General features: G+C 40.7%; 19 protein-coding genes. 9 read left to right on the top strand and 10 right to left on the bottom strand.

From position 1 onward, the window contains the following. The 5 genes from JWP71_RS04840 to JWP71_RS04820 all read left to right on the top strand — a co-directional run. On the top strand, nucleotides 1-540 hold a 540-nt coding region (locus JWP71_RS04840), incomplete at its 5' end, for a hypothetical protein (protein WP_299497619.1). Then, nucleotides 530-1,489: a glycosyltransferase gene (locus JWP71_RS04835; protein WP_299497617.1), complete on the top strand. Its 960-nt coding sequence runs from the start codon at nucleotides 530-532 to the stop codon at nucleotides 1,487-1,489. The genes JWP71_RS04840 and JWP71_RS04835, both read left to right, overlap by 11 nt. 5 nt (nucleotides 1,490-1,494) lie before the next feature. Continuing rightward, nucleotides 1,495-2,571, top strand: coding sequence for a glycosyltransferase family 4 protein (locus JWP71_RS04830; protein WP_299497616.1), 1,077 nt, complete (start codon nucleotides 1,495-1,497; stop codon nucleotides 2,569-2,571). Beyond that, complete coding sequence (locus JWP71_RS04825; RefSeq protein WP_299497615.1) at nucleotides 2,568-3,692, top strand: DUF1972 domain-containing protein; 1,125 nt, start codon at nucleotides 2,568-2,570, stop codon at nucleotides 3,690-3,692. Before JWP71_RS04830 ends, JWP71_RS04825 begins: the two co-directional genes overlap by 4 nt. Then, nucleotides 3,673-4,992: an O-antigen ligase family protein gene (locus JWP71_RS04820; RefSeq protein WP_299497613.1), complete on the top strand. Its 1,320-nt coding sequence runs from the start codon at nucleotides 3,673-3,675 to the stop codon at nucleotides 4,990-4,992. Before JWP71_RS04825 ends, JWP71_RS04820 begins: the two co-directional genes overlap by 20 nt. Here JWP71_RS04820 and JWP71_RS04815 read toward each other — a convergent pair. The 6 genes from JWP71_RS04815 to rsmA form a co-directional block, all read right to left on the bottom strand. Further along, on the bottom strand, nucleotides 4,940-5,332 hold the full coding sequence (locus tag JWP71_RS04815) for an HIT family protein (protein ID WP_299497610.1): 393 nt from the start codon (nucleotides 5,330-5,332) through the stop codon (nucleotides 4,940-4,942). The genes JWP71_RS04820 and JWP71_RS04815 overlap by 53 nt on opposite strands. A gap of 108 nt (nucleotides 5,333-5,440) precedes the next feature. After that, complete coding sequence (greA, locus tag JWP71_RS04810; RefSeq protein ID WP_299497609.1) at nucleotides 5,441-5,914, bottom strand: transcription elongation factor GreA; 474 nt, start codon at nucleotides 5,912-5,914, stop codon at nucleotides 5,441-5,443. A 238-nt stretch (nucleotides 5,915-6,152) separates the two neighbouring features. Continuing rightward, entirely contained in the window at nucleotides 6,153-7,091 is a 939-nt protein-coding gene (locus tag JWP71_RS04805; protein WP_299497608.1) for a 2-hydroxyacid dehydrogenase, read from the bottom strand. A gap of 29 nt (nucleotides 7,092-7,120) precedes the next feature. After that, complete coding sequence (locus JWP71_RS04800) at nucleotides 7,121-7,498, bottom strand: XRE family transcriptional regulator (protein WP_299497606.1); 378 nt, start codon at nucleotides 7,496-7,498, stop codon at nucleotides 7,121-7,123. A 22-nt stretch (nucleotides 7,499-7,520) separates the two neighbouring features. Next, nucleotides 7,521-7,817 (bottom strand): type II toxin-antitoxin system HigB family toxin, encoded by a 297-nt coding sequence (locus tag JWP71_RS04795; RefSeq protein WP_299497604.1) that lies wholly within the window; start codon nucleotides 7,815-7,817, stop codon nucleotides 7,521-7,523. Between the two features lie 125 nt (nucleotides 7,818-7,942). Further along, complete coding sequence (gene rsmA, locus JWP71_RS04790) at nucleotides 7,943-8,722, bottom strand: 16S rRNA (adenine(1518)-N(6)/adenine(1519)-N(6))-dimethyltransferase RsmA (protein ID WP_299497602.1); 780 nt, start codon at nucleotides 8,720-8,722, stop codon at nucleotides 7,943-7,945. Between the two features lie 167 nt (nucleotides 8,723-8,889). On the opposite strand from rsmA, the gene pdxA reads away from it, so the two are divergent. The 3 genes from pdxA to JWP71_RS04775 all read left to right on the top strand — a co-directional run bounded on the left by pdxA (nucleotide 8,890) and on the right by JWP71_RS04775 (nucleotide 11,936). Then, nucleotides 8,890-9,945 carry a 4-hydroxythreonine-4-phosphate dehydrogenase PdxA gene (gene pdxA, locus JWP71_RS04785; RefSeq protein ID WP_299497600.1) on the top strand — a complete coding sequence of 352 codons (1,056 nt, stop codon included), beginning with the start codon at nucleotides 8,890-8,892 and terminating at the stop codon, nucleotides 9,943-9,945. Between the two features lie 99 nt (nucleotides 9,946-10,044). Then, entirely contained in the window at nucleotides 10,045-10,473 is a 429-nt protein-coding gene (locus tag JWP71_RS04780; RefSeq protein ID WP_299497599.1) for a CBS domain-containing protein, read from the top strand. A 257-nt stretch (nucleotides 10,474-10,730) separates the two neighbouring features. Next, nucleotides 10,731-11,936: a DEAD/DEAH box helicase gene (locus JWP71_RS04775; RefSeq protein ID WP_299497598.1), complete on the top strand. Its 1,206-nt coding sequence runs from the start codon at nucleotides 10,731-10,733 to the stop codon at nucleotides 11,934-11,936. A 159-nt stretch (nucleotides 11,937-12,095) separates the two neighbouring features. On the opposite strand, the gene cysM is transcribed toward JWP71_RS04775, so the two are convergent. The 4 genes from cysM to JWP71_RS04755 form a co-directional block, all read right to left on the bottom strand. Continuing rightward, the gene (gene cysM, locus JWP71_RS04770) at nucleotides 12,096-12,968 is read right to left on the bottom strand and encodes a cysteine synthase CysM (RefSeq protein ID WP_299497597.1); all 873 of its coding nucleotides are present in this window, start codon (nucleotides 12,966-12,968) and stop codon (nucleotides 12,096-12,098) included. 1 nt (nucleotide 12,969) lies between these two features. Then, nucleotides 12,970-13,776: a serine O-acetyltransferase EpsC gene (epsC, locus tag JWP71_RS04765; protein ID WP_299497595.1), complete on the bottom strand. Its 807-nt coding sequence runs from the start codon at nucleotides 13,774-13,776 to the stop codon at nucleotides 12,970-12,972. Between the two features lie 167 nt (nucleotides 13,777-13,943). Next, complete coding sequence (locus JWP71_RS04760) at nucleotides 13,944-15,920, bottom strand: dehydrogenase E1 component subunit alpha/beta (RefSeq protein ID WP_299497594.1); 1,977 nt, start codon at nucleotides 15,918-15,920, stop codon at nucleotides 13,944-13,946. A 151-nt stretch (nucleotides 15,921-16,071) separates the two neighbouring features. Beyond that, nucleotides 16,072-17,574 (bottom strand): pseudouridine synthase, encoded by a 1,503-nt coding sequence (locus JWP71_RS04755; protein ID WP_299497593.1) that lies wholly within the window; start codon nucleotides 17,572-17,574, stop codon nucleotides 16,072-16,074. Nucleotides 17,575-17,806: 232 nt separating this feature from the next. On the opposite strand from JWP71_RS04755, the gene JWP71_RS04750 reads away from it, so the two are divergent. Next, nucleotides 17,807-18,580 carry a lytic transglycosylase domain-containing protein gene (locus JWP71_RS04750; RefSeq protein ID WP_299497592.1) on the top strand — a complete coding sequence of 258 codons (774 nt, stop codon included), beginning with the start codon at nucleotides 17,807-17,809 and terminating at the stop codon, nucleotides 18,578-18,580. The last annotated feature ends 50 nt before the right edge of the window (nucleotides 18,581-18,630 follow it).

Below are 18,630 nucleotides of genomic sequence, written 5' to 3'. Positions count from 1 at the left end.
GGCCATCCACACTGGACATCTGTGCCCGGTAAAGTTACCGGGATATTGCAAACGGTACATTTTTTAAAAGAACATCCCTCAAAAATAATAGCAGGAGATGGTGTTGGAAATTTTTCATCCAAACTGGCTTTCAGGGCAACGGGCCTAAAGTTTACCGGGGGTTACCCGACTAAGCACATCTATATTAATCACGACTTTTTAATTAACCACCTTGATATTTATTTGAACTTTTTTAGCAAGGCCGCAAGCTCACACTCATTAACCAATAGTCCGTTTTCTGTATATGACCAGTTACTGGGCGAATATGGCTTAGCCGGGCTGCTGGCCCTTTTTGTTTTTTATGTAGGATTTTTTGCAAAGCATTATATAGACCTTACTTACGGCATACCCTTGCTGCTATTTGTACTGGCCATTTTTTTTATTGATTACTGGTTCGAGCAATTATCAATAATAATAATGCTTGAGCTGATGCTCTTTTTAAATATTAAAGAGGGACAGCGTTTGGTTAAAAATAAAAATTTAATAACCAATGAAAACTAACCCCTGCATAACCGTTTTAATGCCTGCTTATAATACCGAAAAGTATATAGGCGAGGCAATTGAGTCTGTTTTGCAACAAACGTATACTGATTTTGAGTTGGTAATAGTAAATGATGGCTCGACAGATGGCACCCGGGCCATTATTAATTCTTATAAAGATGAGCGGATAATTTTAATAGACCAGCCCAACATGGGAGTTGCTGCGGCGTTAAACACGGGCCTTAAATATTCAAAAGCGCCATATATAGCAAGGTTTGATGCTGATGATGTGTGCCATCCGCAGCGGCTTGAAAAACAGATAAAGTTTTTGCTTGAAAACCCTGAATACATTTTAGTTGGAAGCGATGCCGATTATATTTTAGAGAATAACGATTTCCTGTTCCACTTCCATTGCATTGCGCATTCGCACAAGGAGATAATGGAAAAACTATACTTCTATTGCCCCTTTATGCATCCTACAGTAATGTATAAAAAAGCCAATGTAGCCAATGCCGGAGGATACCCTACTGATGCCCATAATTTTGAAGATTATTTATTATGGACAGCAATTGCCAAACAGGGAAAGTTTTGCAACCTGGCAGAACCGCTAATAAAATACAGGTTAAACCCAGCCTCGGTTACTATTGATGAGCGGTGGCGCGGCAGGCGCTTTCGCGAATTAAAAAGAGATGCTATTAAACGCGGGCATATTACGGCAGAAGAAGGCAATGAATTGTTAGCCATTATTAAATCGCAGGATGTTAGAAAAATAAAAGAAGGATCATACCACGCGCTATGTGGCAAGAAATTTCTGGCTAACAATTATCAGCCCGAAAAGGCACGTGAACATGTAAAAAAGGCAATAAGCATACGGCCGTTAAGACTGGATAACTACCTATTATATACCGTAAGCTATTTGCCCGAAAAATTTATTTTATGGTTGCATAGGATGAGCCCAAACAAATTGTAAACAGCATGAAAGTAGCCATTATAACAAGATCAACTTTATATAGTGTCCCCGGCGGAGACACCGTACAGGCTATGGAAACAGCTCGCCACTTAACGGATATTGGCGTGCTGGCCGAGATAAGGCTTACCAACGAAGTTATTGATTACGCTAATTACGATCTGTTGCATTTTTTCAATATTATTCGTCCGGCTGATATTTTGTTCCACAGTAAAAAGGCCGGCAAGCCATTTGTGGTATCTACCATATTGGTTAATTACAGTGAGTACGATAAGTATTACCGCAAAGGCGTGGGTATGGTGTTTAGCCATTTATCATCAGATAGTATTGAGTATTTAAAAACTTTGGCGCGTTGGGTTTTGGGGCGTGATCATTTATCAAGCTTATCCTACATCTGGAAAGGGCAACGAAAAAGCATTATTGAAATACTTAACCAAGCCGACTCTATCCTGCCAAATTCCGAATCAGAATACAGGCGGGTGGTTAAAATGTATCCAAGTACCGTAAAATATAGCATTATACTCAACGGTATTAATGCAACCCGCTTTACTTATAATGATGCTATTAAAAAGGACGATAAGCTGGTGCTGTGCGTAGCAAGAATTGAAGGGATTAAAAACCAGCTTAATTTAATTAAAGCGTTAAATAACACACGGTTCAAATTGTTGCTTATAGGCAATCACAGCCCTAATCAAACAGCTTATTATAACGAGTGCCGCAGCATTGCTGCGGCCAACATCAGCTTTATTGAACATTTGCCGCAGGATGATCTGGTAAATTATTATCAACAGGCAAAAACACATGTATTACCAAGTTGGTTTGAAACCACCGGACTAAGCTCTGTTGAAGCCGCGGTAATGGGCTGTAATATTGTAATAACCGATAAGGGAGATACACGTGAATATTTTGAAAACGACGCTTTTTACTGTGATCCCGCGCAACCTGAAAGCATATTAGCCGCTGTAGAAAAAGCAAGTATTACCAATTTTAACAGCCATCTGCGCGAAAAAATATTAGATAAATATACCTGGGCAAAAGCTGCCATACAAACTCTTAAAGCATACCAAACAGCCATTGTATCATGAAACTTAAAATAGCTATATTAGGAACAAGGGGCATACCAAACCATTACGGTGGATTTGAGCATATATCAGAATATGTATCAGTTGGTTTAGCCAAGCGAGGGCACGAGTTGAGCGTGTATAATTCGCACAATCACCCTTACGCCAGGGATAACTGGAACGGCGTTAACATAATACATTGTTATGACCCCGAATATTTAATTGGTGCCGCGGGACAGTTTGTGTATGATCTGAATTGCATACGTGATGCCCGCAAACGCAATTTTGATGTTATTTTAATTATGGGCTATACCAGTAGCTCTGTTTGGGGGCATTTGTATCCCGAAAAGAGCGCCATTATAACCAATATGGATGGCCTTGAATGGAGGCGTTCCAAATACTCAAAACCGGTACAGAAATTTTTGAAATATGCCGAGAAGCTGGCTGTAAGGCACAGCCAGTTTTACGTGTCAGATTCTATGGTAATTAAATCATACCTGGCCCGTAAATATGATATAAACAGCCGTTATATCCCTTATGGCGCGGATATGATAACCGAGCTGGAAAGAGAACAGATTACCCCTGTGGAGGCGCTAAAAGAAGATTACTTTTTACTAATGGCCCGTATGGAGCCCGAGAATAATATTGAAACTATTTTAGAGGGGTACAATAATAGCAACTCGCCAAAACCATTTAAAGTTTTGGGCGATACCAGTAACCGGTTCGGAAAATTTATCACCCACAAATTTCAAAAAGATAGCCGCATACAGTTTAAAGGGTCAATTTTTGATACGGCAAAAGTACGCGCCTTACAAAACAACTCCTACCTGTATTTTCATGGGCATAGTGTTGGGGGTACTAACCCTTCATTATTAGAAGCAATGGCCAGCGAGGCTTTAATAGCCGCGCATAACAACCCTTTTAACCAGGCAGTATTAAGTACCGATGCTTTTTATTTTTCCAATCCAAACGATGTAAAAAAATTGGTTGAAACCGTGCAAAGACAGGAAACTGAAAAAACAATGGTGACCAATAACCTGCACAAAATAAAGCACTTGTTTAACTGGGAGAGTGTTGTAGATGGCTATGAAGAATATGCGATAGAATGTTATTTGAATTATAACAATGGAAGAATTATTTCTTAAAAACGATACCCTGGCTAATAAGATCAGTTATTATCATTTAATGCTGTTCATGGCCAGCTTGCCGTTTGATCTTTTTTACAGCCATATTATCTTAATAAGTTTTATTATACACACGTTAATACAACTTAACAAGAAAGATATTAAGCCAATTTTTACAATTAGGACTCTTGTACTGCAATCGGCATTTTTTGTAACACTGCTTAGTACTATTTATACCATTAACCGTCCCGGAGCTTTTAATGAATGGGGAAAGCATTTGGCCATATTGCTATTCCCGATGGTGTTTTGTTTAACCTCTTTTGATATTAAAAAATATCGATCAAGGCTATTGCTGTCATTTTCATTGATCTGCACAGCAACTGTAGCTTATTTATATTTAGACGCGTTCCGTACCATTAAGTATTACTCGCTACCTTATTCTACTATTGTATCGGCGGCATTCACCAATCATAATTTCTCTGAGCCGATTGCCATGCACGCTACATTTTTTTCCTTGCAGTTAGCAATTGCACTGGTTTATTTTTTATGGGTGTGTATAAAAGAACCGTCGGCTTATTACCGTTTATTTTATGCCGCTTGTGCCTGTTTACTTTTAGCAGGGATTATCCAACTATCATCAAAATCTATTTTTGCAGCCTTGTTTTTGACTATCAACCTGGCTATTCCTTATTTCTTGCTGCAAGGAAAAAACCGAATTAAATTCATAGTGATTGCAGCATCACTATCAACTTTAATTATTACAGGCATATTTACATTGAGTATTTTAAAGGTTAGGTACATTACTGATCTTAAATATGACCTATCACTAACCACACCCGATAAAAAATTTGATTCGCGTTTGGATAGATGGGGCACAGCTACCGGGCTTATCGCTAAATCACCCCTTACAGGCTACGGCGCGGGCTCAGAACTTGGTTTGTTGCATGAAAGCTTTTATGCTAAAAAATATTACAGCTCATTCCTTAATAACCTGAACTCGCATAACGAGTATTTGAGCTTTTTATTAAAATCGGGCATAATAGGTTTGCTCATCTACCTGGGTACTTTATGGTTGGGTTTTAAAGAAGCTATAAAAAGAAAGGACTTGTTATTTTTTACTTTTATGCTGCTAATAGCATTTGTTTCTTTCTCAGAAAATCTATTGGATGTAGATAAGGGAATAATATTTTACGCGTTCTTCTTTTCGTTCTTTGTATTTTCCGGGGATGATAAGAAGACTTACAAAAGTTCTAAAACTAAGTCTTTCACTACAACTCCGCACGAATCTTATCCGTCGTTGCCCGAAACTCTTCAGGAGTAAATTTTAATTTTGGGTTAGAGAAATTCATATCGCCAACTCCATTTATAGGTATTAAGTGAATATGCGCATGCGGCACTTCCAGCCCTATAACGGTTACGCCAATTCTATTGCATTCAATAGCCTTTTTCATTGCTGTAGCAACAATTTTAGCAAATATTAGCAGGCCGGTGTACGTTTCATCATCCAGGTCGAAAAAATTATCAACCTCCTTTTTTGGGATAACCAGTAAATGACCTTCTGCTAAAGGCGCGATATCTAAAAAAGCTAAAAACTCATTAGTTTCTGCCACTTTATAAGCGGGTATATCACCGGCAACGATCTTTGAAAATATACTTGGCATAATTTAATGATTGAATTTTGAATGAGTGATTGAGTAAATGAAATCAGATAACTTTGAATGAACAAATAAGCATTTACGCATTCAAAACTCACTCACCTACTCATTGAATTATCTGCTTACTTCTAATATCTCAAATTCCATTTTGCCCGCCGGTACAGTAATTTCGGCAATATCGCCTACTTTTTTACCCAACAAGCCTTTGGCAATAGGCGATATCACAGATATTTTGCCTGTCTTCATATCAGCTTCACTTTCGGCTACCAGCTGATAGGTCATGGTGGCGCCGTTACTTACGTTTTTTATCTTAACAATAGACAAGGCCAATACCTTTGATAAATCCAGTTTTGATTCGTCCAACAAACGTGCGTTGGCCAAAGTTTCCTGCACCTGGGATATTTTAGCTTCGTGTAAACCCTGCGCCTCTTTAGCGGCATCGTATTCTGCGTTCTCAGATAAGTCGCCTTTATCGCGCGCCTCTGCTATAGCCTTGGTTATAGTGGCCCGTCCTGTAGTTTTCAGTTCTTGTAATTCTTGCTTTAATTTTTCTAAACCTTCTTTGGTAAAATATGCTACCTCTGCCATAACTCACTAATTAATTTTTATTTATCTAATTGATTTGCCAAAAAAAACCGCCCTCCCTATTTTAAGAAGGACGTAATGACTTTAAAAACAAACAAGACTATGCAGGCTGGCTGTATAGTCTTGTTTAGTGTAAAACGAAGATAAGAGATTTAAGTTTTAAAATCCAAATTTTTGTTAGTAAAGATTAGATGTTGAAGATTAAAGATTAGTGTAATTATTCAATCCCAATCTTTAATCCTTAATCTTCAATCTTTTCAATCAAGCGAAGCTTATCAGCCATTACCTCGCTAATTTTACGGTACGAGTCGAACGTCCAGCCGGCCACATGTGGCGTTAGTATTATTTTACCCGATTTTTTCAGGTCATCAAACCATTCCTGCTCGCCCAATGCCGGGAATTTTTCGGTCTCCAATACATCCAAACCGGCACCAAGTATTTTACCTTGCTTAACCGCATTTACTATTGCCCTAACCTCTGCCACCTTACCACGCGATGTATTAATAAAAAATATAGGCTTCTTAAAATGGAACAGATACTCCTCGTTAACCAAACCTTTTGTTTCTTTGGTTAAGGGTATATGCAGGCTCAACACATCGCTCAGCTTAACAATTTGTTCCATACTTACTTCGCGGGCATATTGGTCAGAGAAACCGGTTTTATATTTATCATAAGCAATAACATCAACCCCAAAACCAGATAGCTTTTTGGCAAAGCTTTTCCCCATAAACCCATAGCCTATTATGCCTACCGTTTTTCCCTTTAGCTCATAACCACGATTGGCCTCGCGTTTCCACTCGCCATTGCGTATTTCGGCATCAGCAGTAATAAAATGGTTCATCAGCGCCAGCAATAAACCAACGGCATGCTCGCCTACAGCATCCATATTACCTTCGGGGGCATTAATCAGGGTAATGTTTTTTTCGGCTGCATAAGCCTCGTCAATATTGTCCATGCCCGCACCTGCACGGCAAACAAAACGCAGGTTATTGGCTGCATCAATTACCTGCCTGTCAACATTAAATTTTGAGCGGATAACCAATCCGGCATAGTCGCCAATAATTTGTAGTGCCCCATCTGGTTTTATTAAGGGCTGATAGTCGCATACATAACCCATGGCTTCTGCCTGTTCAATAAATATAGGGTGGATATCGTCGACGATGAGTATTTTATTGTTCAAAATAGATCTATTTGCATTTTTAATTAAGCCTACGAATGCAGATTATATTCTTTAAGTAACGCCGATGCAGGTAAATGCAATAGCTCGCTAAATTTTCTGATCATTGTTAATGATAATGGCTGTTTGTAGTTCAACACTTTACTAATTGTGCCCTTATCGCCGTAAACTGCGGCAAGGTCGGCCGCTTTATAGCCAAAATCATCCATACGGATTTTGATCATTTCAACCGGATTAACTTCGGGAAGATCCCAAAGTGTATTTTCATAATTTTCAATCAAATGCACCAGCAAAAGCTTCTCTTTGTGCTCTGCTCCGGCTGTTGCATGTTTGATCTGTTCGTACCTTTCAACGGCTTTATTGTACTCTTGTTCGGTTTCTATTAAAAACCACTGTGGCTTTTCGTTCATAGTTATAAGTTTTGTCCACTCGTTAAATAGAGCCTGCATCAATATTATCGTATTCTGAATGGGTTCCTATGAACCTAATCTCTACAATTCCGTCGGTATAATCTACCTCAATTATGAGTCGATATTTATTGCCTACGATTTTAAAGCGCGCTCTTTTAGAGGGAATAAGTTTTGCTTTAGGAAAATCAATTAAAATATCAGTTCCTTTTTTCCAGTTAGCATCCTGAACTACTTTTTTCCAGGTGCTAATACTGTTAGTTGCATCTGCATGTTTTTTTGCAAAGTCTTGTAATTTTTTTTGATAGATGATAACCATCATTCTTAAGTTTTTTTTTATCCATCGTGATCTCTTTACAATTTAACGTCACCATAATCGGGACTTTCCCGAAAGTCCAAACAAAATTAAATAAAAAGTTGGCTTTTTGCCAACTTTTTATTTCTAAATTATCTATTAGCCGTTATCTGCTTAGTTATCTTCACAAAATCATCAACCGTTAATCGCTCGGCACGCAGGTCAAGCAGTGGCTCTTCGGTCATTTTTTCTTTGTTGATGAGCGATGATAGGGCATTACGCAAGGTTTTACGGCGCTGGTTAAATCCGGCTTTTACAACCTGCCAGAAAAGTTTTTCATCGCAATCTAATTGCGTCACTTCGTTACGGGTTAATCTTATTACTGCCGATAGCACCTTTGGCGGCGGGTTAAATACTCCGGCTTTAACCGTAAACAAATACTCAACTTTATAATAAGCCTGCAAAAACACACTCAGGATGCCATACTCTTTACTGCCTGCTTTGGCGGCGCAACGCTCGGCAACTTCTTTTTGAAACATGCCTACCACCTCAACTACTTGCTGCCTGTTATCCAGCACCTTAAAAAGTATTTGTGATGATATATTGTATGGGAAATTACCAATAATGCCTAGCGGACCGGTAAAGTTTGCTGCGAAATCCATCGCCAAAAAATCAGCATTGATAAGCTTAGTGCCAAGCTTAGGGTATTTCTTTTGCAAATACTCGTACGACTCCCTGTCTATATCGATCAGGTAGGTTTCGTATTCTGTTTTCTCCAGCAAAATATCCGACAGCACACCCATGCCCGGCCCAACTTCCAGCACTTGCTGGTACTTGTTTTCGGGGCGCAGGCTATCCACTATTTTAGCTGCAATGTTTTTATCAGTAAGAAAGTGCTGACCTAAATGTTTTTTTGCTCTTACTAATGTCATTATTAATCAAAATATTTGAGCAAATTAAGTCATATTTGTGCTTTAATCAGGAACTCTTAGCCTAAAATCTTTTCTTTACAGTAATTTTAAGGTAAAAGGCGAAAGTTAAAAGGTAAAAGGTTGTAATCGATGTAATCATTAAACCATCGGTGTAATCAAATATAAACATGAACGAGAAACTTAAAATAGGCATTAGCATTGGCGACGTAAACGGTATTGGTTTAGAGATAATTATAAAAACATTGGCCGACAGTATGATCTATAATTATTGCACGCCTATTGTTTACGGCCATACCAAAGTAGCATCATTTTACCGCCGGGCTACCGAGGTAGGTGAGCTAAATTTTCAAGTGATAGATCATCCGTCAAAAGCGCAGCCTAAACGTGCCAACATGATAAATTGCTGGGAAGAGGATGTAAAAATTGAACCCGGTATACCCAATAAAGAAGTAGGCAAATACGCTTTTGCGTCATTAGAACGTGCCACTGCCGATTTACTAAGCGGCGCTATAGACGCGCTGGTTACTGCCCCTATAAATAAAGACACTATACAAAGCGAAAGCTTTAACTTTCCCGGCCATACAGAGTATTTGCAGGACCGCGATGGCGCTGCCGAATCATTAATGTTTTTGGTTAGCGATACCTTGCGTGTTGGGGTGGTTACCGGGCATATACCCGTTAATAAAATAGCCCAAAGCCTTACTACCGAAAAAATATTAGCTAAATTAAAGCTGATGAATGCCAGCTTACGCGATGATTTCTGGATACGCAAACCCAAAATTGCTGTATTAGGATTAAACCCACACGCCAGCGATAATGGCTTGATAGGTCATGAAGAGCAAACCACCATTATACCGGCTATTGAAGAAGCCAGAGCAACCGATATATTGGCTTTTGGCCCTTATGCCGCCGATGGATTTTTTGCTAACGGAACTTATTTAAAGTTTGACGCGGTACTGGCCATGTATCACGACCAGGGTTTAATTCCATTTAAGCAAATAGCTTTTGAATCGGGCGTTAATTTTACGGCAGGGCTAAAATTTGTACGTACCTCGCCTGATCATGGAACGGCTTATGATATTGCCGGAAAGAATTTAGCATCAGAAATATCTTTTCGTGAAGCGATATTTACCGCTCTGCATATTGCAAAACACCGCAAGGAGGGTATAGAGCTAAATGAAAATCCGCTGCTATTTACCAAGCTAAGCCGCGACAGGGACTAAGATTTCCACATTTGTTAATATAAAAGCCTCATCCATAGGTTTTTTTTGGTTGATATTAATTATATTTGGTAATATCCCATCCACTAAACCCCTATTGTTATGAAAAAAGTTTCAGATATACTAACCCGTAAGGGTAGTAGTGTTGTTGCAATTGATGCCAATGCACTGGTTTTAGATGCTTTGAGGCTAATGGCCGAAAGAAATATTGGTTCGGTTATAGTTACAGAAGATGGCGAGTATGCGGGCCTGATTACCGAAAGAGATTATGCGCGTAAGGTTATTCTGGAAGGAAGATCATCTGATGGTACAACTGTGCGCGAAATTATGAGCACCGGCCTGCCTAGGATACTTCCAAATAGCTCCATAGAAACCTGCATGCATATTATGAGCGATAGTAATATTCGTTATCTGCCTGTTTTTATTTATGATAAGCTATGCGGTATTATCTCTATTAGTGATGTTGTTGCAGAAACTATACTGTTTCATGAAGCTACTATTGAGCATTTAAAGAGCTATATACAATCGTAGCAAACTGTTACCGTTTATGAAAATTAAAGGATAGGCCTGTGGTGATAGGCGTAGCTATCCTGGATATATATTGTATTCATCCCGCCCACGGCAATCGCTGCCAACTATAATTGCAATATTGCGCATAAATACAGCGCCAAATTTAGCTTACAATTGAAGGAAATTGGTTGCAGCAATTCAATATCAGCATCAACATTAGCTGTAAATTCTGCTAACACAACAATTTTGCGTATCTTGTACCACATCAAAAAAATATAGTGACATTTCAGGATTTTAATTTCAACGAGCACCTAACAGAAGGCATTACCAGCATGGGGTACACCACCCCAACACCAATACAGGGAATGGCCATTCCGATTATTTTAGACGGTAAAGATATTATTGCCTGCGCCCAAACAGGTACAGGTAAAACCGCTGCATTTTTATTGCCGGTATTAGAGCAAATAGGCCGCACCAAAAAAAACCATACAAGCACCCTAATATTAACACCAACCCGTGAGCTTGCCCAGCAAATAGACCAGCAAGTTGAAGGACTTGCCTATTTTACCGGCATTAGCTCCATTGCTGTTTTTGGCGGTGGCGATGGGCATGTTTATGAGCAGCAGCGCCGTGGTATTCAAAACAATGTAAACATTATTATTGCTACACCGGGCAGGCTGATAGCGCACCTAACATCAGGCGTATTAAAGCTAAATCAAATAAATCATTTGATATTGGACGAGGCTGACCGTATGCTGGATATGGGTTTTCAGGATGATATTATGCGCATAATAAGCTACCTGCCTAAAGAGCGGCAAACCTTATTATTTTCGGCTACTATGCCGGGGCGCATACGCAATCTGGCTAAATCAGTATTAAAAAATCCCGAGCAGATAAATATCGCCTTGTCACAACCTGCTGTTGGTATCGATCAGCAGATTTATCGTTTACACGATCAGCAAAAAACACCATTGTTACAGCATTTGCTAAAGGATGGCAATTTTGTAAGCACAATTATTTTTGCTTCAAGAAAAGAAATAGTAAAAGCATTATATAAAGAATTAAAGGGCATACAGCTTAAAGCCGAAGCCTTTCACTCAGACCTTGAACAAAAGGAAAGAGAAGAGATTCTTTTAAAATTTAAAAACAGGCAGCTGCCCATTATTATTGGTACCGATGCGCTTTCGCGTGGTATTGATGTGGAGGGGATTGACCTGGTAATTAATTATGATGTGCCCGGCGATGCCGAAGATTATATCCATCGTATTGGCCGCACCGCAAGGGCCGCTACTACCGGTACCGCTATTACCTTTGTTAATCATCGTGATGAGCGCAGGTTAAAAGGTATTGAAGAACTGATAGATAAAAAGATAACCCAACACCCGCTGCCAGAGCATTTAACCAGCATTGCCGAAGTTAAGCATGAACCCAAGCCTAACCAAAACAGGGGCAACAGGAACAAAAAACGGGTTTGGAAAAAATAAGCTTTATCTTATTATAAAATAATCATCGGGATACTTGCTTTTGTCTCGCTTGTCTTGTCTGTCTTGTAATATATTAACTGTCTTAATTATAAATCTTAAGACAGTTAGGACAGTGCAAGACCACCATCCCAATGACTATTAAGAAGCCAATGTCGTTCCTTACCCAAACAACTCGCTACTCAAATACCTATCTCCTCTATCACAGCAAATAAATACAATCACGCCTTCTTTTAGTTCCGAGGCTAATTTTATAGCTGCTGATAATGCGCCGCCGCTACTCATTCCGGCAAAAACACCTTCTTGTTTTACTAGTTTACGGGTCATTTGTACAGCCTCTTCTTCTGATATATCCATTACGCGATCAACCCGTTTTGGGTCGAATATTTTTGGCAAATAAGCCTCTGGCCAACGGCGTATACCGGGGATGGATGAGCCTTCGGTTGGCTGGCAGCCTACTATTTGTATAGCGGGGTTTACTTCTTTTAAATATTTAGAGCAGCCCATGATGGTACCGGTAGTACCCATAGAGCTTACAAAATGGGTTATTTGCTGATCGGTATCGTGCCAAATTTCGGGGCCGGTAGTTTTGTAGTGGGCCAGGTAATTATCCGGATTAGCAAACTGGTTCAGCATAAAATAATCCGGACCAGCGGCTTTCTCCTCGGCATAATCACGGCAATTTTCAATACCATCCAGCAAGATAACTTTAGCGCCAAATGCCTCCATTGTGAGTGTCCGCTCGCGGGTAGAGTTGGAGGGCAGCACCAATTCTATCTCCAGATCAAACAAATTAGCTATCATGGCTAACGCGATGCCGGTGTTGCCACTGGTAGCCTCAATAAGTTTAGTGCCGGGTTTTATGTCGCCGCGCTCTAAGGCGCTTTTTATCATGTTTAATGCGGCGCGATCCTTCACGCTGCCGCCGGGGTTATTACCCTCCAGCTTACCAAAAATCTTTACATTAGGGTTTGGATTAAGCTTTTTAATCTCAACCATTGGCGTATTGCCTATCAGATCAATAACTCCTGCCATATTATTTAGCTTTTTTTAAAACTTTCACCAAAGGGGAATGGTAAACTGTAGAATGCGGCTCGACACTTTTGGTGAGCCAAACATTACCGCCAATAACGCTATCATGCCCTACAACCGTTTCGCCGCCCAATATTGTAGCCCCCGAATAAATCACTACGTTATCTTCAACCGTTGGATGGCGCTTGGTATCGGCCATATTCTTGGCAACGCTTAACGCGCCCAGTGTTACCCCCTGGTAAAGTTTTACATGCTTCCCTATTTTAGTAGTTTCGCCAATAACTACACCTGTGCCGTGGTCAATATAAAAATACTCGTCAATTTGGGCTGCCGGGTGTATATCTATACCAGTTTTTGAGTGGGCGTATTCGGTTAGTATTCGTGGTATTAAGGGTACCTCATTTTTAAATAAACCATGCGCCAACCTGTAAAACGAAATAGCAAAAAATCCGGGATAGGTGCGTATCACTTCAAACTCGCTGCGGGCCGCGGGGTCACCCTTAAAAATAGCTTGTATATCGGTATTTAATTTTCGGTATAATTCGGGCAGCTCATTAAAAAAGCTTTCAGCAAGCCTTTCGTTATCATAGTTATTGCAGGCCTTGGTAAGATTCATTATATGGCATAGTTCGTCCTGCAGTTTTTTAAATTCATCCTGTAGTTGGCCGATAGAAATAAATACTTTTTTTGATTGTTCGGGATACATCAAACGGATCACCTGCAGGGCCCAGGTAGTAATTTCCTTGTTTGAAGGTATTGCTTCTGTTTGCTGCTGCTTATTTAAAATTTGCCGGTAAAATTCGTCGTTCATAGTATTACAATAATTTGCTACCTATTGTATTGCAAGTTTATATAAAAAATTGTTGTTTGGATGTAAAAAGTCAATAGATATTACCTTTTCAAGGGTGTTTCGTTTTTGGTAAACGGGACAGGTGGAACCGGAGCCGTGATCTAATTAACGACATTAGTAAATGCTAACTAATAATTAAGCAATTGGTACATTGCTTTTTCCAGGCGCGATTTGCCTAAGAACTGGTTTTCTAAACCCTTATCCATGGGTACAGGCGTGTCTAAGCTGGCGCAGCGCATAACAGGGGCGTCAAGCTCAAGGAAACAATTTTCTGCTATGGTAGCTGCTATTTCCGCGCCAAACCCTCCCGTTAGGGTATCCTCATGCAAAACCATTGCCTTGTGCGTTTTCTTAACGCTTTCTATAACAGTTGCGTTGTCCCAGGGTTGCAGGCTGCGCAGATCTATAATTTCAATAGATAAATCAGGATGATTACTTAAATATTCAAGGGCCCAATGTACCGCGTAACCATAGGTAATTATAGTAGCCAGAGTGCCTTTTTTTACAACCCTCGCTTTTCCTATCTCAATAAACAGCTCACCGTCGGGCACTTCGCCGGTAAGGTTACGGTATAAATATTTATGCTCGAAATACATTACCGGGTTAGGATCGGCAATAGCAGCCATTAACAATCCTTTCGCATCTGCCGGGAAAGCCGGGTACACCACTTTTAATCCCGGGGTTTTAGTGAACCATGCCTCGTTACTTTGCGAGTGGAACGGCCCGCCAGCAGTGCCCGCGCCTGTAGGCATCCGTATCACCACATCAACATTTTGCCCCCAGCGGTAATGGGTTTTAGCCAAATTATTAATTATCTGGGTAAAACCGCTGCTTACAAAATCGGCAAACTGCATTTCAACAACGGCCTTGTAACCATTTAAGGATAAACCCATCCCGGTGCCTATTATCCCCGATTCGCAAAGCGGCGTATTGCGCACGCGCGCTTTGCCAAACTCTTCTACAAAACCCTCGGTAACTTTAAATACACCACCATACCCGGCAACATCCTGGCCCATTATTACCAGGTTCTCATACTTACGCATGGCCAGCATCAGGCCATCGCGTATAGCATCAATATATCGTATTACTTTTGATGTGCCCGAAAGTTTAAATATGGGGCGGGAAGTTGTTTTATATACATCGCCCATTTCGGTAAATATATTGGGGCGGATATCTTTTTCGTTTAAAACAATTTCAATAACCGGGTCTATCTGCTTTATAAACTCATTACGCAGGTAAGGTATCCATTCGGGACGAAGAGCTTCTTCGGCTATTAAAAAATTTTCGAAACTGCTTATCGGGTCCTTATCCTGCCAGTCGTCAAATAACTCCTGCGGAACATATTTGGTGCCCGATGCTTCTTCATGCCCCCGCATCCTAAAGGTCATGCATTCCACTAAAACGGGGCGTGGTTTTGAGCGGATGCTATTGGCTATTTCACTAATTGTATAGTAAACCTCCAATACATTGTTGCCATTTATTTGCCGACCTTCAATGCCGTAACCTATTGCCTTATCAACCAGCTGCTTGCACTTGTACTGTTCGTCAGTTGGGGTTGAAAGGCCATAGCCGTTATTCTCTATCAAAAAAATAACCGGCAGGTTCCAAACCGCGGCAATATTAAGCGCCTCGTGGAAATCACCTTCACTGGTGCCGCCCTCGCCGGTAAATACTAATGTTGCTTTTTTTCTGCCTGCTAATATATCAGCTAACGCGATGCCATCAGCCAAAGCCATTTGCGGACCAAGATGAGATATCATCCCGATGATCTTATGTTCCTGCGAGCCGAAATGGAAGGACCTGTCGCGCCCTTTGGTAAAACCTGACGGCTTACCCAGCCATTGCCCAAATAAGCGATTAAAAGGCACATCACGACCGGTAAACACCCCCAGATTGCGGTGCATGGGCAGTATATACTCATCTGGCTGCATGGCCATTGCAGCGCCTACGGAAATAGCTTCCTGCCCTATACCCGAAAACCACTTACCTATACGCCCCTGGCGCAACAGGATAAGCATCTTCTCTTCAACAACACGCGGAAATAACAGCTTTTTATAAATTGCAATCAGCGTATTGTTGTCCAGGTTTTTCCGGTCAAAAATCATACAGCTAATCTACTGAAGTTTTTAAGTTTTCTAACAGTTGTTACCCGGGCAAATGCATTAAAACTTTAATGCAAGCATCTTTGCCTCCGCATTAGGCGGCACCGATGGAGCATTCAAACAATTAATTAATTGCCCGATCCTTCGGGTTGCATTATTTTATCAAATGCTTTAACTGGATAACTTCTTTTTCATCTAAAAAGCGCCAGCGGCCGCGTGGCAAATCCTTCTTGGTAAGGTTGGCATATACTACCCTGTCCAGTTTTACTACATCATAACCCAGGTGCTCAAACATACGGCGCACTACACGGTTCTTTCCGCTGTGTATCTGTATGCCCACTTCTCTTTTTGAACCGCCCGCAACGTAAGCTACCGAGTCTGGTTTTATCAAACCATCTTCAAGCTCCACGCCAAACTGCAGTTTATTCAGGTCGCCCTGTGTTAAGGCTTTATTCAGCTCAACCTGGTACAGCTTGGTAATATTACTGCGCGGGTGTGAAAGCTTATCAGCCAGGTCGCCATCATTGGTCATTAACAGCAAACCGGTTGTATTACGGTCCAAACGCCCAATTGGATATATCCGCTCGCGGCTGGCTTTTTCAACCAGGTGCATTACTGTGCGACGTTCCTGCGGATCGTCGGTAGTAGTTATATAATCTTTGGGTTTATTTAATAATACGTAAACGTTCTTTTCGCGTTTAAGCGTTTCGCCGTTGTATTTTATTTCGTCTTTAAATGGGTCAACCTTTAAACCCAGCTCATTTACCACCTCGCCGTTTACAGATACTACACCTGCCGCAATCAGTTCATCAGCCTTACGGCGAGAGCAAATACCTGCATTTGCTATATAACGGTTAAGGCGGATAAGGCCATCTTCTTCTTCTTTTTTGGTTGGTTTTTTGGCGCGTAATGTTTTTACCGGTGCATCGCGGTCGCGGGTTATCTTATCGTAAACGGGTTTATCGCCCGGTTTGCGGAATGGCTTATCACCATCGCGCTTTTTAAAGTCGCCTGTTGGTTTTGAACTGGTGAATTTGCGGTCGCCGGCTGGTTTGTCGCCAAAGCTTCTTTTGGGTTTATCGCCAAAATCTGCCCCGGTTGGTTTACGGTTCCTTGGTGCCGAATCGCCACTACCAAAACTTCTTTTAGGGCGCTCATCGTTACCAAAACTCTTTTTAGGCCTATCCTCATCGCTGCCGGCTTGTGGCCTGCCAGAATATGGTTTGTTACGCGGTAAAAAGTTTTTCTTGCTGCCGCCTGATGATTCACCGTCAAAGCTTCTTTTAGGGCGATCATCATCGCTCCCCACTGGTCTGCCAGAGTATGGTTTATTACGCGGGGTAAAGGTTTTCTTTTCGCCGGTTGATTCGCCGCCATAGCTTCTTTTCGGTTTTTCGTCGTCTCCGCCGGTTGGGCGGCCAGAATATGGCTTGCGTGGTCCAAAGCTTTTCTTTTCGCTTCCTGATGAGAAAGCGCTACGCTCGGCAGTCGGGCCGCTTGAGTATCTTTTTTTAGAACTATCGTTGTTGGGTCTGTCCGTGCTTTTTGAAGAGTTTCCACGGGTGGAAGAAGATCGTTTATTATCACCGCCTTTTGAGGGTCCATTTGATCTGCCATTCCTGTCGTCGCGACTGTTTGCTGGTCTTTTAAATACCATAGTTTTTATGTTTGCGCTTTCGCAGCGTGAGGGTCAAAGGTATAGTTTTTTGCCGGTTTTCGGATGGTTTTTTCAACTTTTTTCATCGGTTCAAAAACCGTGTTTAAACCACTTTAAAGTGCGATTTTTAAACTATTTTCAAATTATTAAAACAACAAGAACAGGTTAAGTGTTTGACAATCTGCTTTATATACCATACCTTTGTTTAACATTTATCTAAATGTATCGTTCTATGAATAGAAAAAAAATGATGAAAAAACACTTATTTACGTGCTCCGTAATGCTTGTGCTGGCTGTCATTTTCAAGCTTAACATTTGCAGTACAACGGTTATAAAACCAACGGCAAAAATAAGCCACGGCGTCTCTGGTTTTATATCATACAAAACCGATGCTACAAATGATTATAGTTTCGCTAATGAAGCTTTACCCTCAAATACTACTGTATACCGCAAACTGCAAAACTCCCTAAAAAGGCATAATTACAGAAACATCCAATCACACATTCTGCATATTAAAGCCGAAAAATTGTTCCCTATTATTGAGCCAATTTTAAGAGCCTATGGTATCCCCGAAGATTTTAAATACCTGCCATTGGTAGAGTCGGGGTTAAATGAAGGAACCTCATCAAAGGGCGCGGCAGGCTTATGGCAATTTATGCCGGGTACCGCGCGTACCTATGGCCTAAAAGTTGGCAAAGGTATTGATGAACGTAAAAACATTCGTAAATCAACTATTGCTGCCTGCAAGTATATTAAAGAGTTATATGTTGAGTTCAACAGCTGGACATTGGCTGCTGCCGCTTACAACAATGGCTCTATTAAATTAGAAAAAGCCATTCATAGCCAAAGTGAAAACAATTATTTCCGCATGAAGTTAAATCGCGAAACAGGTAATTACGTTTACAATTTAGTAGCAATGAAAGCTATAATAGGCAATCCGCAGAAATATGGCTATGGTAATTATATTACCTATGCAGCGCCTAAAAACTTTATAGCTTATAATTAAACTACGGTAATAATAATTATTACAGAGCACCATTAACCCGATCTGTCCAA

This window comes from Mucilaginibacter sp. (assembly GCF_028287845.1).
GTDB lineage: Bacteria > Bacteroidota > Bacteroidia > Sphingobacteriales > Sphingobacteriaceae > Mucilaginibacter.
The sequence above is the reverse complement of the archived record's forward strand: the minus strand, read 5'-3'. Positions and strand labels throughout refer to the sequence as shown.

Coding starts and splice junctions, on each gene's coding strand:
- JWP71_RS04835 (WP_299497617.1), top strand. CDS start 530: ATGAAAACTAACCCCTGCATAACCGTTTTAATGCCTGCTTATAATACC.
- JWP71_RS04830 (WP_299497616.1), top strand. CDS start 1,495: ATGAAAGTAGCCATTATAACAAGATCAACTTTATATAGTGTCCCCGGC.
- JWP71_RS04825 (WP_299497615.1), top strand. CDS start 2,568: ATGAAACTTAAAATAGCTATATTAGGAACAAGGGGCATACCAAACCAT.
- JWP71_RS04820 (WP_299497613.1), top strand. CDS start 3,673: ATGGAAGAATTATTTCTTAAAAACGATACCCTGGCTAATAAGATCAGT.
- JWP71_RS04815 (WP_299497610.1), bottom strand. CDS start 5,332: ATGCCAAGTATATTTTCAAAGATCGTTGCCGGTGATATACCCGCTTAT.
- greA (WP_299497609.1), bottom strand. CDS start 5,914: ATGGCAGAGGTAGCATATTTTACCAAAGAAGGTTTAGAAAAATTAAAG.
- JWP71_RS04800 (WP_299497606.1), bottom strand. CDS start 7,498: ATGAACGAAAAGCCACAGTGGTTTTTAATAGAAACCGAACAAGAGTAC.
- JWP71_RS04795 (WP_299497604.1), bottom strand. CDS start 7,817: ATGATGGTTATCATCTATCAAAAAAAATTACAAGACTTTGCAAAAAAA.
- rsmA (WP_299497602.1), bottom strand. CDS start 8,722: ATGACATTAGTAAGAGCAAAAAAACATTTAGGTCAGCACTTTCTTACT.
- pdxA (WP_299497600.1), top strand. CDS start 8,890: ATGAACGAGAAACTTAAAATAGGCATTAGCATTGGCGACGTAAACGGT.
- JWP71_RS04780 (WP_299497599.1), top strand. CDS start 10,045: ATGAAAAAAGTTTCAGATATACTAACCCGTAAGGGTAGTAGTGTTGTT.
- cysM (WP_299497597.1), bottom strand. CDS start 12,968: ATGGCAGGAGTTATTGATCTGATAGGCAATACGCCAATGGTTGAGATT.
- epsC (WP_299497595.1), bottom strand. CDS start 13,776: ATGAACGACGAATTTTACCGGCAAATTTTAAATAAGCAGCAGCAAACA.
- JWP71_RS04760 (WP_299497594.1), bottom strand. CDS start 15,920: ATGATTTTTGACCGGAAAAACCTGGACAACAATACGCTGATTGCAATT.
- JWP71_RS04755 (WP_299497593.1), bottom strand. CDS start 17,574: ATGGTATTTAAAAGACCAGCAAACAGTCGCGACGACAGGAATGGCAGA.
- JWP71_RS04750 (WP_299497592.1), top strand. CDS start 17,807: ATGAATAGAAAAAAAATGATGAAAAAACACTTATTTACGTGCTCCGTA.